Raw genomic sequence first — 14,954 nt, 5'->3', positions numbered from 1 at the left:
CGCCTGATAGGGATCGAGGGACGTGCGATGACCACCATCACCAAACCCTGGGACGACGTCGCGGACAAGAACGTCGTGCTCAGATTCATCGACACCAATCTCAAAGGCTCCGGGCAGGTGATGTTCCAGGGCAATGCGCTGACGGGCCTGCTGTTTCTGGTCGGTATCTTCTGGGGAGCGATAGCCGCGGACACGATCACCGTCGCAATTGGTGCCGTGGTGGGTCTGGTGGTATCCACCGTCACCGGCATGATGCTGCACTCCGACGACGATTCGATGCGTATCGGCCTGTACGGATACAACGGAATTCTTGTGGGAGCTGCATTTCCGACGTTCCTTGCCGGGGGCGTGATGCTGTGGATCTACCTCGTGGTGGGAGCTGCCGCGTCGACGATCGCGTTCCTGGCCGTTGCCAATGTCTTCAAGACGTGGGGCGTACCGGCGCTGACCTTTCCGTTCAACCTCGTCAACTGGTTCTTCCTTCTTGCGGCGTTCCAGTTCCTGCGGATCGAAACGTCAGACCTCAGCGCGGGCCAGTTTCCCCAGCACATCGGGGACGCGTCAGTTCATGCCGACATCACTTTCAGCTTCCTGTGGGACACGCTGTTCCGCAACGTCTCCCAGATCTTTCTGATCAACAACACCGTCACCGGCATTATCTTCGTGATCGCGCTGCTGGTCGCGTCGCGTTGGGCGGCGTTGTTCGCGCTCATCGGTTCCGCGATAGCGATGGGTTCGGTACTGGCGCTGGGCGCAAACACCGTCGACATCGGCAATGGTCTCTACGGGCTCAGTTCGGTGCTGACGGCAATTGCTCTCGGATCGGTGTTCTACAACCCGTCGTGGCGTGTGTTCGTCTACACCGTCTTCGGAGTACTGGTGACTGTTGTCATCCACGGCACGCTGGTGTCTGCCTTTGCTCCGATCAGCCTGCCGGCCGGAACGGGCCCGTTCGTCTTCGCGACGTGGCTGTTCCTGCTGCCGAAGAAGAAGTTCGTTCCCATCCAGCACGACACCATCGAGGGTGGAGCGGCCGAGGGCAAGGATTCGATCGCAAAGGCGAACGGATAGGGCTCGAACGCGCAGAAGTTCCTAGATCGTTCCGCTATGGCACCCTCGCGAACCGGTATCGCTCGAGTATTGTCTGGCCTCCGGTAGTCGGGCATGGTCGAAGCATGACCGTGCAGGTAGTTGTGATGGGTGTGGCCGGTGCTGGAAAAAGCACCGTGGCAGTGGGTCTCGCCACGTCTCTCGGGGCAGACTTCGTCGACGGTGACGATCTGCACCCCGAGTCCAATGTCGCCAAAATGCGTTCGGGGACACCGTTGACCGACGAAGACCGTGTGCCGTGGCTCGACGCGATCGCGGCCTGGCTTTCCGAGCGTGCCGATGCGGGACGAACAGGCGTCGTTGCCTGTTCGGCTCTGCGAAAGGACTATCGGGGCCGGTTGCGCCCGGACGGTCTCGACGTGCAGTTCGTCCACCTCTCCGGTGATTTCGAGACTATCTCCGCACGTATGCGTTTCCGCGCCGGGCACTTCATGCCGGAGAGTCTGCTCATCTCCCAGTTCGAGGCTCTCGAACCGCTTACAGACGACGAGCGCGGCATCACGCTGAATGTCGTCTCCGAACCGAGCACACTGGTGGGCGAGGCAGTCGACTACATCCATACATCTCAGAGGAGCGTCACAGCGTGAGTAGCACCGCAAGCCCCGGCCCGTTCGACATATCCGGGAAGGTCGCGCTGGTGACGGGTTCGAGCCGAGGCATCGGCTCGGCCCTCGCGACTGGTCTCGCCGAGGCGGGTGCGGTGGTGGTGCTCAACAGCCGAAATTCCGACGTGCTCGAAGCCGAGCGTCGACGCATCGCCGACGCGACCGGCGCAACGGTGCACGCATACGCGTTCGACGTCACCGATTCGGCCGCCGTCCGGGATGCGGCGACACGCATCGAGGCGGAGGTCGGCCCGGTCGAGATCGTTGTCAACAACACCGGCGTGCAGCACCGCGCCCCGCTTCTCGAGTTCGGCGACGACGACTTCCGGCGTGTCATGGACACCAACCTGACCAGTGCGTTCTACGTCGGACGTGAATTCGCCCGCGGCATGGTCGAGCGCGGACACGGGAAGATCGTCAACATCTGCTCGGTGCAGAGCGAACTCGGCCGAGCGGGAATCGCACCGTACGCGGCCAGCAAGGGCGGGCTCAAGATGCTCACCCGCGGGATGTGCGCCGACTGGGCACCCTTCGGTTTGCAGATCAACGCGATCGCACCGGGATACTTCGACACCGAACTGACCTCTGCGCTGGTCAACGATCCGGAGTTCACCGCGTGGCTCGCCAAGCGGACACCCGCCGGACGTTGGGGCCGTACCGAGGAGCTGATCGGGTCGCTACTGTTCTTGGCCTCCCCGGCTTCGGATTTCGTCAACGGTCAGATCCTCTACGTCGACGGCGGAATGACGGCCGTCGTCTGATTGTCCGCTGTTAGATCGTCCGCTACTCGAACAGAAAGCACCCACATGACAGACGCCAGCGCCCCTCGCATCCACCTCGGTCCCGTCGAGGATCCTCACGTCGCCGACGGAATACGCCGAGCCGGTGGAGTTCTCGTTCCACTGGCAGACGCCGAGGGCGTCGTGTGGGTACACGGGCCGGAGACGTTCCCGTCGTCGCTACCCGATTCGGTTCGCTGGGTGCAGTTGCCGTTCGCCGGCATCGAGCCCTGGTTCGACGCCGGGGTGATCGACGACAAGCGGGTCTGGACGTCTGCTGCCGGAGTGTACGCGGGCAATGTTGCCGAACATACGATGATGCTTCTCCTCGCCGGAGTTCGTTCTCTCCCCGAACAATTGGCGGCGCAGTCGTGGCGCAAGGAAGAGTTCGACCCGCGGGTGGGCACTTTGCAGGGCTCGACAGTGGCGATCATTGGTTGCGGCGGAATCGGCCGTGCGTTGATCCCGTACCTCGCCGCGTCCAAAGTCAAGGTCATCGCGATCACCCGCTCCGGGACCCCTGTCGAGGGTGCTTCCGAAACGCTCTCGGCCGACCGCACCGGCGAAATCTGGTCCAAGGCAGATCACTTCGTGATCGCAGCACCGTCGACATCCGCGACGCGGCATCTGGTCGGCAAGGCCGAACTGGACCAGATGTCGGAGTCGAGCTGGATCGTGAACATCGCGCGTGGCACCCTCGTCGACACGGACGCATTGGTCGACGCACTGGAAGCCGGTTCGATCGGCGGGGCGGCACTGGACGTCACCGATCCCGAGCCGTTGCCGGACGGGCATCGGTTGTGGAAGCTGCCCAACGCGATCATCACTCCACACGTCGCCAACCCGGCTACGACGCTCACCCGCGTCCTGGCAGATCACGTTGCAGCCAACGTCGCCCGATTCGCCGCAGGTGAGGACCTCGCCGCCGTGATCGATCCGTCGGCGGGCTACTGACCGCTCGCGTTGGTTCCCTTCACGTAATCGGCAACGACGGTGCGCAGAACATCGCGCACCGCCTCGGCCGGTTTGGAGAGGGGCTGATTGGCCGGGGTGCCAAGGGAGACATGCACTTCGATGCCCGGCTCGATGCGTCGTAGCTCGAGCGCTTCGACGTCCATGACCCTGCGGGCCACCGACCACGGCAGAACCGTCGCGCCCAATCCGGTGCGTACGGCCTCGGACAGCGTCATCACCGATTCCACTTCGGCCACGACGTTCGGTTGCTGCTCTGCACGGTCGAAAGCCTGCTCCACCACCTTGCGGATGGTGTGCATCCGACCTGGAAGCAATAGTGGCAGTTCGGCGATCTCGGGCAGGGAGATGTCGGATCCCGATTCGCCTGCCAGTCCGGTACCGAACGGGGCAACCACCACCAGCTCCTCGGTGAGCAAGCGTTCGAACGTCACACCCTTGATCGGGCCGGCGTCGTACAACAACGCCAGATCCATGCGACCGGTCATCATCGCTTCGCTGAGCACGCCACCGAAGTTCTCGTTGATGTGCAACAAGATATTCGGGTGCTGCTCGCGCACACGGGCCAAGAGCGGCAAGGCGATTGCCGTCGCGGTGCTGTACGGGGCGAGGCCGACCGAGACGCCACCCGCCAGCGCCCTTCCGACCACGGACACCTCGGCCTGAGCACTCTCCACCTGACGCAGAATCACCTGAGCATGCCGATAGAGTGCGTGCCCCGCATCGGTCGGCTCGACACCCTGTTTGCTGCGGATCAGAAGTTGCTGACCGAACTGCGTTTCCAGCGACGTCATCTGTTGGCTCAGGGCGGGTTGTGCGATGTGCAGGATGTCGGCGGCTCGGGTGATGCTGCCGGCATCGACAATTCGTACGAACGAGTAGAGCCTTCTCGTGTCCATGCTGTGCAAACTACCAGCTCAACGGACATATCGAATTCCGATCACCCCAACGCGAAACGGTATTAACAACCCTTTGGCGTTCCTGAGTAGCGTCCCAGAAACACCGAAGTCGACACACAGAATTTCGACAGTCGGACCAACCGCGGGCAACGGCGCCCGTACGAACAAGTAAACGAACCGGAAGGACCGAAATGGCAACCAGCATCGATCTTGTCGCCGATCTCGGCGAAGGTTTCGGCACGTGGACCATGGGCGCCGACGATGCTCTGCTCGACACGCTGACTTCGGCCAACATCGCTTGCGGATTCCATGCAGGCGATCCACGAACGATGGATGCGACCGTGCGGGGGTGCGTATCGCGCGGTATCGGCATCGGCGCGCATCCGAGTTTTCCGGACCTCGCCGGATTCGGACGTCGCGCGATGGATCTCAGTGAGAACGAGGTCCGAACCGACGTGCTGTTCCAACTCGGCGCCCTTCACGCCTTTGCGGTCGCGAGCGGAACGTCGTTGTCGCACATCGCTCCCCACGGCAAGCTCGGGAATCTTGTTGCTGTACGCCAGGATTACGCGCGCGCCGTCGTCGATGCGGTCGCGGCCTTCGATCCGTCGTTGATCGTGCTCGCCCAGGACGGGGCGTTGGCCGACAAGGCGACTGCCCGCGGATTGAGCGTCGGCATCGTCGGAATCGCGGATCGCGCATACAACTCCGACGGAACTCTCGTGCCCCGCAGCGAGCCGGGAGCGGTGATTCACGACGTCGACGTTCTGGTCGAGCGGACCGTTCGGATGGTGGTCGAGGAAGTCGTCGAAGCTGTGGACGGCACGTTGATCCCGGTTGTCGCCGATACGGTCCTCGTGCACGGTGACAACCCCGGTGCCGTCGCGAACGCGAAGGCGATTCGCGCCGCGCTCGAGGCCGCCGGTGTCACCATTGCGCCGCTGACCCGGGTCGTGGCGTCACGGCGGGCCCGTGATGTCGGGTGTCCCGCGTGAAGACCTACGTCGCCGACTGCGGTGACGCCGCCGTTCGCGTCAGTGTCAGCGGCGGGACCGCCGAGCAGAACTGGAACACCGTTCGATCGATCGCTGCACGTTTCGATCTCGGTGCCGACGGCATCGTCAGCGTCATCCCGACATACGACGCCCTGCTGGTCGAGTTCGACAACCTCCTCACCGACCACGACGCCGTCCGCGGCCTGGTTCGCGAAGCAACGACTATCCCCCGACCGCTGGAAGGTGAACCTAGGACGTTCGAGATCCCCGTCGTCTACGGGGGCGAACACGGCCCGGACCTGGGTGATACAGCGCGGTTTCTCGGCGTCACCGAAGCCGAAGTGGTGCGCCTTCACTCCGCAGCCCCGTTGGTCATGCGTTGCTACGGCTCACCCGGCGGCGCCCCGATGCTCGACGGCCCGGCGTTCGGCCTTCCCATCCCGCGCCGATCGAGCCCGCGACCGCACGTCGCGGCCGGTTCCGTTGCGGTGGCCGGACGTCAGGCAGTCGTTTCGGCCAGGCCTGCGCCCGGCGGTTGGGCAGTGATCGGCCGGACCCCGCTCATCTTGGTCGATCCGGCGTCGGAGCAGATTTCTGCCTACCGCCCGGGCGATCTGTTCGTCTTCCGTGCGATCGACGCCGATCGCTGGGACGACTTCGACGGACGCTCGCTCCTGCCCGTAGGGGGTGATCCCCATGGCTGAGACCGTCACCGTCCTGACTCCCGGAATCAGCTCCGTCCAGGATTTGGGGCGTGGATCGGCGTCACAGTTCGGTCAGGCGACGGGCGGCGCAGCCGACCAGATCAGCGCGGAGATCGCCAACGCGTTGGTGGGTAGTAGGCGCGAGGCCCCGCTACTGGAGTTGACGGCCCTCGACTTTTCAGCGTCGGCGTCCACGGATCTGCTGATCGCCCTCACGGGTGCACCCGCAACGGTGACGGTGGACGGACATCGGCAACCGCAGTGGGAACCGATCGTCTGGCGAGCCGGTCAGCGGCTTGCCGTCACCGGAATCCACGACGGATTGCGCGTCTACGTCGCCGTCCACGGAGAGCTGACGGCCGACTACCTCCTGGGCAGCTGCGCTCCCGACCAGGTCCTCGGATTCGGCCGTCACTTGACCGCGGGGGAGACGCTGGTCGTCGACACCGACTGCCCGCCGATCGACCACCCGGTCTTCCGGCTACCGCTGTTCCGGTTGTTGCCCGACCGACCGTCCTTCGGCAACGTGTGGACGCTCGACGTGACCGACGGCCCCGACATCGACGACTTCGGGGAGAGTGCAGCCGCGCTGTTCGGCACCGAATTCGTGGTGGGCGATCAGAGTAATCACATCGGGCTTCGGCTGGCATCTACCGATGAGCAGCCGCTCCCACAGCGCACCGGCACCGGCGAGGTCCTCTCGCGCGGCGTCCCCATCGGTGCCGTCGAAGTACCCGCTGGCAACGAACTTCTGGTCCTGCATCGAGGTAGAGGCGTCACCGCCGGTTATCCGGTGCTGGCAGTCGTCACCACCGTTTCACTCTCACAGCTGGGACAGGCCCGACCCGGGCACCGCGTCCGATTCCGGAACTGCAGCGTCGCAACGGCGGTTGCAGAGCACCGCGAACAGCAGCACCGCATCGCCTTGCTGAGGCGGCGTGTGGAGAACGTATTCACCACCCTCCGGATACCTCTTCACACCTCGGAAGCCCGAGTACCGAGCCACGTCGGCACCACACGCCCCGCGAGCGCTCCGCGCCGCGCGTCTATTTTGGAGACAGCATGACCAACACCATCGAAGCGGTAGACGGCCAGGTAGCCGACCCGCGCAAGGTCCGGAAAGTCGTCGCAGCGGGCTGCGTCGGCATCTTCGTCGAGCTCTACGACAACGGTGTCTTCGCGTTCATGGCGACGGCACTGGCCATCGTGTTCTTCGACGTATCGAAGTCGAGCGACGCGCTGATGCTGGTGTTCGCCGGCTACGCGGTCTCGTTCTTCGTTCGACCCCTCGGCGCGGTGGTCTGCGGCATCCTCGGCGACCGGATCGGTCGACAGAAGATGTTGGTGTTCGTCATCATGCTGATCAGCGTGGCGACCGCCGGTATCGGCTTGCTGCCCACCTACGCGGCCATCGGTATCGCGGCACCGGCACTGCTGATCTTTCTGCGGATCGTGCAGGGATTCTCCGTCGGTGGTGAAGCTGCCGGCGCCATGACGTTCCTCGCCGAACACGCCCCGGAAGGCAAGCGCGGCTTGATCACGAGCTACGCGCAGATCGCGTCGTTCCTCGCACTGCTGACCGGAACGATGATCGCGTTTGCCATGTCGCCGTGGCTCAACGCCGACGCGATCAACGGCGGCGGACTCGCATCGTGGGCGTGGCGCATCCCGTTCCTCATGGCCATTCCGATGGGAATCATCGGCTGGTACATCCGCCGCGCGATCTCCGATACCCCGAACTTCGAGCGGCTCAAGGAATCCGGCGGTTTGTCGCGCAATCCGCTCAAGGAAGCATTCTCCACTCCCGAGCACCGTCGCGCCATGATCCTCGCCCTGTTCATTCCCCTGATGAATGGTTCCGGCTACTACGTTCTGTTCTCGTACATGCCCACGTTCCTCAAAGGCGATCAGATCGGATTCTCGACCGGGACAGCGCTTCTCGTCACCGCCTCCAGCCTGGTCGCGATCTGCTTCGCGATTCCGTTCATGGGTGCTCTCTCCGACCGGATCGGTCGCAAGAAGGTCATCGCCGGTGCAGCTGCGGCAATGGCGATCGGAGCGATCCCCTGCTATGCCATGATCGTGACCGGCAACGTCGGCCTCGCCGTTCTCGGTGCCTGCCTCATGGCAGTGATCTTCGCCGGGCACACAGCCGTCATCCACGTCCTGATCGTCGAACTGTTCCCCACGCGGGTTCGCTACTCCGCCTACGGTTTGGGTTACAACATCTCGTCCGCACTCTTCGGTGGTACCGCACCGTTGTTGATGACCTGGTTGATCCCCGAATTCGGTATCTACGTTCCCGCCTTCTACGCGGTCATCACTGCAATCGGCACGCTGATCGCGGTCAGCACCATCACCGATCGCGCCCACGTTCCGCTACGCGACACTCTGTGACTTCTCGCGTGAGTCACTCCTGATCCGGCCCGGTGGCCGCCTGCAGTCCGCGGCGGCCGCCGGGTCATACCAATTTCTTCCTGTAGGAGCACACAATGCCTTTCTCCGATTACCGCACAGCTCTCGTCACCGGCGCCAACACCGGAATGGGTGCCGCCGTCACCGAGATGTTCACCAAGCGCGGACTGACGGTCTACGGCGTCGCCCGCAATGCCGACAAGCTCGGTGAGGTTGCCGATCGCACCGGAATGATCCCTCTGCCCGTGGACATCACCGACACCGCCGCGCTCGCCGAAGCTGTCGGCGGACTGGAGATCGACATCCTCGTCAACAACGCGGGGGTGTCCGCAACCGGAAACATTCTCGACGCCGAAGAAGCATCGGTCGACGCGATGGTGGACGTGAATCTTCGTGCGGTGCTGCACCTGTGCCGCATTCTGCTGCCGGGAATGGTGGAGCGCGATCTAGGTCATGTCGTCAACATCAGCTCCATCGCCGGCCTGTACAACTTCTACGGCCACACTGCCTACCACGCGACCAAGGCTGCGGTGCACCAGATTTCGCGCCAGCTGCGAAACGACTGCATCGGCAAGCGGATTCGAGTGACCGAGATCTGCCCTGGCCGGGTCGAGACCGAGATCTTCGGTCGCAACCTCGGCGGCACGCCCGAAGCCATGAAGGAAGCGTGGGAGACCTTCTACGAAGGCTACGAATCCATCACTACCAAGGACATCGCGGATACCATCGAGTTCGCGATCGACGCCCCTGGCCACGTCAATCTTGGTCTCATCGAGGTGCTCCCCACCTTCCAGGTGCCCGGTGGCCTCGACTTCATCCGTCGCAACGACTGAGAGAGCGCATCATGAGTTTTGTACTACCGGAAACGACGCTCGGAGTGGTGGCCCATGCGGCAGGTGACCTGCGGGTCGAGCATGTTGCGTTGACTGCGCCGACCGCCGAGCAGGCAGTGATCGAGATCGCTTACGGCGGTGTGTGTGGATCAGATCTGCACTACTGGACGCACGGCGCGGCGGGGGAGTCGATTCTGAAGGCACCGATGCTGCTCGGTCACGAGGTGGTCGGCACGGTCGTGACGGCCGCGGCGGACGGAACGGGGCCGGCAGTTGGAACTTCCGTGGCCGTACACCCCGCAACGCCCGGTGGGACCGCGCCTCGGTTCCCGAGCGATCGGCCCAACCTCTCGCCCTGCTGCACATACCTGGGAAGTGCAGCGCAGTACCCACACACCGAGGGCGCCTTCGTGAAATACGCAGTGCTCCCGACGCGCATGCTCCGGGAACTGCCCGAGGGGTTGGACCTGCGGACTGCGTCGGTAGCCGAACCGGCAAGCGTTGCCTGGCACGCTGTTTCGCGAGCGGGAGACGTACGCGGTAAGAAGGCGCTGGTCGTCGGCTGCGGACCCATCGGCGCACTGGTCGTGGCTGTGCTCAGACGAGCAGGCGCGCAGTCGATCACCGCGGTCGACGTGCACGACGTTCCGCTGCAGATCGCGTCGACGCTCGGTGCGGATCGGGTTCTCGAGGCCACCGACGCCGAGGCAGTCGCCGCATCCGATGCCGACGTGGTCGTCGAGTGCACCGGCAATCATCGCGGGCTCGAATCCGCTATTCGCGGGGCGACGCGCGGTGGACGGGTGGTCATGCTCGGGCTTCTTCCGTCCGGACCTCAACCGGTACACATTTCGCTGGCGATCACGCGAGAGTTGGAGTTGGTGGGCTCATTCCGCTTCAACGACGAAATCGACGAGGTGCTGCTCGCCCTCGCCGACGGTTCGCTTGCTGTCGATGCTGTTCTCACACACGAATATCCGGTCGAGGAAGCTCTGGAAGCCTTCGCAGTCGCCAAGGATGCTTCGGTGTCGGGGAAGGTGCTGTTGCGGTTCTGAGTCCTTCGACCCTGTGCGCCTTTATTAACCGCGGGCGGTTAATAAAGGCGCACAGCAGGTTATTCGACCACCAGGCCCTTGGCTTCCAGCAGGGCAGTCAGATTGCTCACCTCGAGTGGGGTCTCGCCTCGCTTGTAACGCTCGATGTACCCGGCTTCGGCTTCGTCACGGGCACGCGAGAGTTCGATTGCCTCGGCAACCTCCTCGCGGCGGACCACGACAACGCCGTCGCAGTCACCCTTGACGACGTCACCGGGATAAATGACCTGTTCTCCGAAGACCAGGGGATGGTTGATCGGGCCGAGAGATTCCTTGACGGTTCCCTCGATGTACACGTGCTTGGAGAAGACGGGGAATCCGAGTTCGCGGATCTCCCGGGTATCGCGCACTCCGCCGTCGGTGACCAGTGCGGTAATGCCGCGCGCAACACAGGCATTGGCGAGGACATCGCCGAACTGGCCGGCGGCTTGATCACCTGAAGAGACGATCAGGACGTCACCCGGCTGTGCGTAGCTGATCGCAACCTGCAGCATGAGGTTGTCACGGGGATGGCACTTGACTGTGAAGGCGGAGCCGCAGAACCTCATGTCGCGGTCGATCGGTTTGATCGCCGGATGCAGCGACCCCTTACGTCCCTGTGCCTCGTGAATCGTGGCCGCGGAGAACGTCCCCAGTTCGGCAATCAGGTCCTTGTCCGCGCGATCAATTTTCGTCTTGACGTGAATCATCTTGTACTCCAGAAAGTATGAAAGATCAGGAAAGGCGTTCGACTGCCGCGGCGATCTGTGCCGCGGCCTTTTCGAGGACGGCCTCGGAGGTGGCGAAGGAGATACGGAAGTACGGCGATGCGCCGTAAGCCGAACCCTGAATGGTGGCAACCGACGCCTCGTCGAGGAGATAGAGGACGAGATCCTGGTCGGACTCGATCACGGTGCCATCCGGGGTCTGCTTGCCGATCAAGCCGGCACAGTTGACGAACAGGTAGAACGCACCCTGCGGCACGACGGGCTCGAGCCCGGGGACAACACTGAGGAGGTGAGCCGAGAGGTCGCGTCGTCGTCGGTAACTTCGTACGGATTCGGTGAGGAAACTCTGGTCGCCGGTAAGGGCTTCCACGGCTGCGGCCTGGCTGATCGAGGACGGGCAGGAAGAACTTTGACCCTGCAGTTTGTTGACGGCGCCGATCAATCCGGAATTTCCGAGTCCGTATCCGAGTCGCCACCCGGTCATGGCATGAGACTTGGAGACTCCGTTGGTGACCAGTACCTGATCACGGAGGTGCGGAGCGACCTGCAGCAGACTCGGGATCGGAGCGTCGCCGAAGTTGATCTCGTCGTATATCTCGTCGACCAACACACTGACATGGGGATTGGCCTCTATCACTTCGGCGAGGGCCTGCAGCTGCTCGCGGGTGTACACAGATCCGGTGGGGTTGCCCGGGGCATTGAGGATGACCCACTTGGTGTTCGAAGTGATTGCAGCGGATAGTGCTTCGGCTGTGAGAAGAAAGTTGTCGGACTCCTCGCACTGAACGATCACCGGAGTTCCGTCGTGAGCGAGGACCATATCCGGGTACGAAACCCAGTAAGGGGCGGGAACGATAACCTCGACGCCGGCTTCGACCGTCGCCATGAGAGCGAGGAAGATGACCTGTTTCGCGCCGCCGCCGACGGTGATCTGGTTGTCCGCGTACTGGATTCCGGTTCGCGAAGCCGCGCGTGCTGCGATTGCCTCGCGTAGAGCCGGGATGCCGTTGACTGCGGTGTACTTGGTCTGACCCGTGTTGATCGCAGTGATCGCCGCAGACTTGATGTTGTCGGGTGTGTCGAAATCGGGCTCCCCGACGGTCAGGTCGAGTATTTCACGGCCCTGGGCCTTCAGCTCGCGCACTCGTTGTGCGGCAGCCACACTCGGCGACTCCCTGATTCTGTCGACGCGCGCAGCCGGAACGAAAGTCGCCATGATGGTCTGCTCCTGGGTCCGGGGTGAGCGTGGATTCCCGTCGTCGACGAGCCACAGTTCTCACTCGGTGATCCGTTCGACCATAGGGTCCTACCAGGGCATCTGACCAAGACCGAACCGTTGTGGCCCGATAAGCAAACGTGATGGAGCGGCGACGGAATCAGACCGACAGAACGCGCAGATCCTCGAGACCGTCCACGACGGGAACTCTCCACGACGCAAGCTCTTCCGGTCCCTGCGCGTCCCACAGTTCGAACAGTTCCGAATCGGTCGATGCGATGGTGCGCTCCACCATTTCGATCAGCCAGGTGAGCCGCTCGCTGGTCAGGGCCGCGGTGAAGGAATCGAGATCGAGGTCTTGGGTGGCGGGGTCGCGCTTGCGATCGGCGCGCACGATCAGTACCAATTCGAGCAAGGCGACGGCGATTTGGCCGCCGTCCACCTCTAGGTAGTCGTCCTCGAATGCCCACTCCACCGATTCGAAGGTGAAGTCACCGTGTCCGATGGACGCGATCAAATCCCCTGCACCGTCGTTCTCGAACGGTCCCGATCCCCACGCGCCCACTGTCTACTCTTTTCCGATTGCCGTCTCAGCGCGCTTCGAGCGCGATCTTCGCTCCGAATCCTAGAAGAACTGTTCCGGTTATGCGCTCGAGTGCCTGTTGCACTCGGGGCTTCTCGAAGGTGCTACGCGCTCGGGAGAGAAGGACCACGTAGCCACTGAGCCACACGATGGTGATGGCTGCGTGGATGAGCACCAGCAATGCAAGCGACGGTCCCGTCGGCCACCCGGCCGGAACCAACTGCGGCAACAGTCCGGTGTAGAAGACGGCGATCTTGGGGTTGAGCAGGTTGGTGGTGAAGCCCGTCTTCCATGTCCCGGCCTTCTGCGATCGTGGAGCGTCGGCATTGTGTTGCATCCGCGACGTCCGGCTCTCCCACAGTGCTCGCACACCGAGATAGATCAGGTAAGCCGCGCCGGCGAGCTTGACCACCGTGTACGCCTCGGCCGACGCGGCGAGGATCGCCGACAGCCCGAGGACGGTCAACAGACCCCACACCAGAAGGCCCGAGACGATGCCGGCAGCTACCCGGAAACCGGCGGATCTGCCCGCGCCGAGAGCAGCCTGCGTCACGACGGCCATGTCGGGCCCGGGGACCAGAGTCAGTAGGGCGAGCACAGCTGTGGCGGCGAGCAGAGCGGTCAGCATGCAACAAGTATGAAGTCGGGGTGGGGAGCATTGTCGGCCGGTGGTGTCGTGCCTGTGAACAAAGAGTGGCGCGGCGGTGTGAACTGCATGGACACGCCCGGAAACCGGCGTCTCGCGAGCCCTGTTCGACAAAGTTATGCACACTGTGGGGAAACGAATCGTTGCAGGTAGAAGGAATAACTATGTTGTAATTCATCCTTTTGTCCACAGGTTATGCACAACTGGGAAGCGGATGTGAATGAAGTTATCCACACCTGTGTGTGCATCGGTGGAGAACTGTCCAACTCCATTGGATACCCGCGAGTAATAAATCCCAACCAGTGGGTTGACCCCGGGACGTTCGTCCTGTCCAATCGAGGGTCAGCGGTAGTCGTGCGATGCTCAGGGGGCGCTTGACGGATGCGGAGATTTGGGTTTGTCGGGATTGTGTTGGTCGTGCTCGCGCTTGTCGTGGGCGGAGTGGCGTATGCCGAACCGGCACCTGAAAACCCACCAGGAGATTCGGCCGGTCAGGCCGGGGCTCACATCAATCGCATAGAGCAGTTGTCGCCCACACGCAGTGCCGTGTTCGTCGAGTCGCCGGCCATGCGACGCGAGGTACAAGTGCAGGTTCTGCATCCAGCGTCGAGCGCCGGTTCACGTCCGTCCTTCTATCTACTCGACGGAGTCAGTGCCGGTTCGGAATCCGGATACTCCGAGAGCACCTGGACCCAGAAGACCGACATCGAAACGTTTTTCGCCGACAAGAACGTCAACGTCGTTCTCCCCGTGGGCGGCACCGGCAGTTTCTACACCAACTGGAAGAACGACGATCCGAACCTCGGTGTGAACAAGTGGGAATCGTTTCTCGCAGAAGAACTTCCGACGTTGATCGATTCTGCGTTTTCCGGAAATGGGACGAACGTGGTCGGCGGGGTGTCCATGGGTGCGCTCGGCGCGGCCAACCTCATCACACATCACCCGAAGCTCTACACCGGATTGGCCTCGTACAGTGGCTGTCTCGACAACTCCGAATCGTCCTCGCAGGACTCCGTACGGCTCACCGTGGCCAGCAAGGCGGGCGACGCCACCAACATGTGGGGCCCGGCGTCGGACCCCGACTGGCAAAAGCACGACCCGTCCGCCAACGCGGAAACGCTGCGTGGGAAGACGATCTACGTGTCCTCCGGTACAGGTGCGCCCGGAGAATACGACAACGTCTTCACCCCGAGTGGACTGCAGACTGCCATCGAAGGCGGACCGCTCGAGGCGCTCGCTAATACGTGCACACAACTGTTCGAAGCGAGGTTGGGGGAGTTGTCGATTCCCGCAGTGTTCGCGTATCGGAACGACGGCACCCATTCGTGGCCGTACTGGCAAGACGCGCTTCACGATTCCTGGCCGACGGTGAAGACGGCGCTGGGAATGTGAGCTG

The 14,954-nt window shown here is 63.0% G+C and carries 16 protein-coding genes; 11 read left to right on the top strand and 5 right to left on the bottom strand.

What is annotated here, in order from left to right:
• The first annotated feature begins 27 nt into the window (after positions 1-27).
• The 4 genes from yut (at position 28) to ACN50D_RS24575 (ending at position 3,448) form a co-directional block, all read left to right on the top strand.
• Positions 28-1,071, top strand: coding sequence for an urea transporter (yut, locus tag ACN50D_RS24590; RefSeq protein WP_134998575.1), 1,044 nt, complete (start codon positions 28-30; stop codon positions 1,069-1,071).
• A 104-nt stretch (positions 1,072-1,175) separates the two neighbouring features.
• Positions 1,176-1,697, top strand: coding sequence for a gluconokinase (locus tag ACN50D_RS24585; protein WP_209921595.1), 522 nt, complete (start codon positions 1,176-1,178; stop codon positions 1,695-1,697).
• Positions 1,694-2,476, top strand: coding sequence for an SDR family oxidoreductase (locus ACN50D_RS24580; RefSeq protein WP_007731708.1), 783 nt, complete (start codon positions 1,694-1,696; stop codon positions 2,474-2,476). Before ACN50D_RS24585 ends, ACN50D_RS24580 begins: the two co-directional genes overlap by 4 nt.
• Before the next feature lie 45 nt (positions 2,477-2,521).
• Positions 2,522-3,448, top strand: a complete 927-nt coding sequence (locus ACN50D_RS24575; RefSeq protein ID WP_065455081.1) for a D-isomer specific 2-hydroxyacid dehydrogenase family protein — start codon at positions 2,522-2,524, stop codon at positions 3,446-3,448.
• Here the strand turns inward: ACN50D_RS24575 and nac are convergent.
• Positions 3,442-4,365 (bottom strand): nitrogen assimilation transcriptional regulator NAC, encoded by a 924-nt coding sequence (gene nac / locus ACN50D_RS24570; RefSeq protein WP_030535780.1) that lies wholly within the window; start codon positions 4,363-4,365, stop codon positions 3,442-3,444. The genes ACN50D_RS24575 and nac overlap by 7 nt on opposite strands.
• Positions 4,366-4,556: 191 nt before the next feature.
• Here nac and ACN50D_RS24565 point away from each other — a divergent pair, with 191 nt between their 5' ends.
• From ACN50D_RS24565 to ACN50D_RS24540, 6 genes are all read left to right on the top strand, one after another.
• Positions 4,557-5,360, top strand: coding sequence for a LamB/YcsF family protein (locus ACN50D_RS24565; RefSeq protein WP_212633833.1), 804 nt, complete (start codon positions 4,557-4,559; stop codon positions 5,358-5,360).
• Complete coding sequence (locus ACN50D_RS24560; RefSeq protein WP_172403470.1) at positions 5,357-6,064, top strand: 5-oxoprolinase subunit B family protein; 708 nt, start codon at positions 5,357-5,359, stop codon at positions 6,062-6,064. Before ACN50D_RS24565 ends, ACN50D_RS24560 begins: the two co-directional genes overlap by 4 nt.
• The gene (locus ACN50D_RS24555) at positions 6,057-7,130 is read left to right on the top strand and encodes a biotin-dependent carboxyltransferase family protein (RefSeq protein WP_065455082.1); all 1,074 of its coding nucleotides are present in this window, start codon (positions 6,057-6,059) and stop codon (positions 7,128-7,130) included. The genes ACN50D_RS24560 and ACN50D_RS24555 overlap by 8 nt, the downstream gene beginning before the upstream one ends.
• Positions 7,127-8,461 carry an MFS transporter gene (locus tag ACN50D_RS24550; RefSeq protein ID WP_212633834.1) on the top strand — a complete coding sequence of 445 codons (1,335 nt, stop codon included), beginning with the start codon at positions 7,127-7,129 and terminating at the stop codon, positions 8,459-8,461. The genes ACN50D_RS24555 and ACN50D_RS24550 overlap by 4 nt, the downstream gene beginning before the upstream one ends.
• A gap of 95 nt (positions 8,462-8,556) precedes the next feature.
• Positions 8,557-9,312 (top strand): SDR family oxidoreductase, encoded by a 756-nt coding sequence (locus ACN50D_RS24545; protein WP_007731698.1) that lies wholly within the window; start codon positions 8,557-8,559, stop codon positions 9,310-9,312.
• An 11-nt stretch (positions 9,313-9,323) separates the two neighbouring features.
• Entirely contained in the window at positions 9,324-10,367 is a 1,044-nt protein-coding gene (locus ACN50D_RS24540; protein WP_030535776.1) for an L-idonate 5-dehydrogenase, read from the top strand.
• A gap of 59 nt (positions 10,368-10,426) precedes the next feature.
• Here the strand turns inward: ACN50D_RS24540 and ACN50D_RS24535 are convergent, their stop codons facing one another.
• The 4 genes from ACN50D_RS24535 to ACN50D_RS24520 form a co-directional block, all read right to left on the bottom strand.
• A complete protein-coding gene (locus ACN50D_RS24535) occupies positions 10,427-11,095 on the bottom strand; it encodes a 4-carboxy-4-hydroxy-2-oxoadipate aldolase/oxaloacetate decarboxylase (RefSeq protein WP_058038194.1) in 669 nt (222 codons plus the stop codon).
• A gap of 25 nt (positions 11,096-11,120) precedes the next feature.
• Positions 11,121-12,329 carry an aspartate transaminase gene (locus tag ACN50D_RS24530; RefSeq protein WP_007731694.1) on the bottom strand — a complete coding sequence of 403 codons (1,209 nt, stop codon included), beginning with the start codon at positions 12,327-12,329 and terminating at the stop codon, positions 11,121-11,123.
• A gap of 160 nt (positions 12,330-12,489) precedes the next feature.
• Positions 12,490-12,894 (bottom strand): DUF4259 domain-containing protein, encoded by a 405-nt coding sequence (locus tag ACN50D_RS24525; protein ID WP_065455083.1) that lies wholly within the window; start codon positions 12,892-12,894, stop codon positions 12,490-12,492.
• Between the two features lie 25 nt (positions 12,895-12,919).
• Positions 12,920-13,540, bottom strand: a complete 621-nt coding sequence (locus ACN50D_RS24520; RefSeq protein WP_193595717.1) for a LysE family translocator — start codon at positions 13,538-13,540, stop codon at positions 12,920-12,922.
• 399 nt (positions 13,541-13,939) lie between these two features.
• Here ACN50D_RS24520 and ACN50D_RS24515 point away from each other — a divergent pair, with 399 nt between their 5' ends.
• A complete protein-coding gene (locus tag ACN50D_RS24515) occupies positions 13,940-14,950 on the top strand; it encodes an alpha/beta hydrolase (RefSeq protein WP_249343160.1) in 1,011 nt (336 codons plus the stop codon).
• Positions 14,951-14,954: the final 4 nt, after the last annotated feature.

It is taken from the genome of Rhodococcus sp. SB1D, assembly GCF_048573875.1.
GTDB lineage: Bacteria > Actinomycetota > Actinomycetes > Mycobacteriales > Mycobacteriaceae > Rhodococcus_F > Rhodococcus_F qingshengii.
The sequence above is the reverse complement of the archived record's forward strand: the minus strand, read 5'-3'. Positions and strand labels throughout refer to the sequence as shown.

What these genes read in the sequence shown, in the direction of transcription:
- yut (WP_134998575.1), top strand. Translation starts at nt 28, where the DNA reads ATGACCACCATCACCAAACCCTGGGACGACGTCGCGGACAAGAACGTC.
- ACN50D_RS24585 (WP_209921595.1), top strand. Translation starts at nt 1,176, where the DNA reads ATGACCGTGCAGGTAGTTGTGATGGGTGTGGCCGGTGCTGGAAAAAGC.
- ACN50D_RS24575 (WP_065455081.1), top strand. Translation starts at nt 2,522, where the DNA reads ATGACAGACGCCAGCGCCCCTCGCATCCACCTCGGTCCCGTCGAGGAT.
- nac (WP_030535780.1), bottom strand. Translation starts at nt 4,365, where the DNA reads ATGGACACGAGAAGGCTCTACTCGTTCGTACGAATTGTCGATGCCGGC.
- ACN50D_RS24565 (WP_212633833.1), top strand. Translation starts at nt 4,557, where the DNA reads ATGGCAACCAGCATCGATCTTGTCGCCGATCTCGGCGAAGGTTTCGGC.
- ACN50D_RS24555 (WP_065455082.1), top strand. Translation starts at nt 6,057, where the DNA reads ATGGCTGAGACCGTCACCGTCCTGACTCCCGGAATCAGCTCCGTCCAG.
- ACN50D_RS24550 (WP_212633834.1), top strand. Translation starts at nt 7,127, where the DNA reads ATGACCAACACCATCGAAGCGGTAGACGGCCAGGTAGCCGACCCGCGC.
- ACN50D_RS24545 (WP_007731698.1), top strand. Translation starts at nt 8,557, where the DNA reads ATGCCTTTCTCCGATTACCGCACAGCTCTCGTCACCGGCGCCAACACC.
- ACN50D_RS24540 (WP_030535776.1), top strand. Translation starts at nt 9,324, where the DNA reads ATGAGTTTTGTACTACCGGAAACGACGCTCGGAGTGGTGGCCCATGCG.
- ACN50D_RS24535 (WP_058038194.1), bottom strand. Translation starts at nt 11,095, where the DNA reads ATGATTCACGTCAAGACGAAAATTGATCGCGCGGACAAGGACCTGATT.
- ACN50D_RS24530 (WP_007731694.1), bottom strand. Translation starts at nt 12,329, where the DNA reads ATGGCGACTTTCGTTCCGGCTGCGCGCGTCGACAGAATCAGGGAGTCG.
- ACN50D_RS24520 (WP_193595717.1), bottom strand. Translation starts at nt 13,540, where the DNA reads ATGCTGACCGCTCTGCTCGCCGCCACAGCTGTGCTCGCCCTACTGACT.
- ACN50D_RS24515 (WP_249343160.1), top strand. Translation starts at nt 13,940, where the DNA reads ATGCGGAGATTTGGGTTTGTCGGGATTGTGTTGGTCGTGCTCGCGCTT.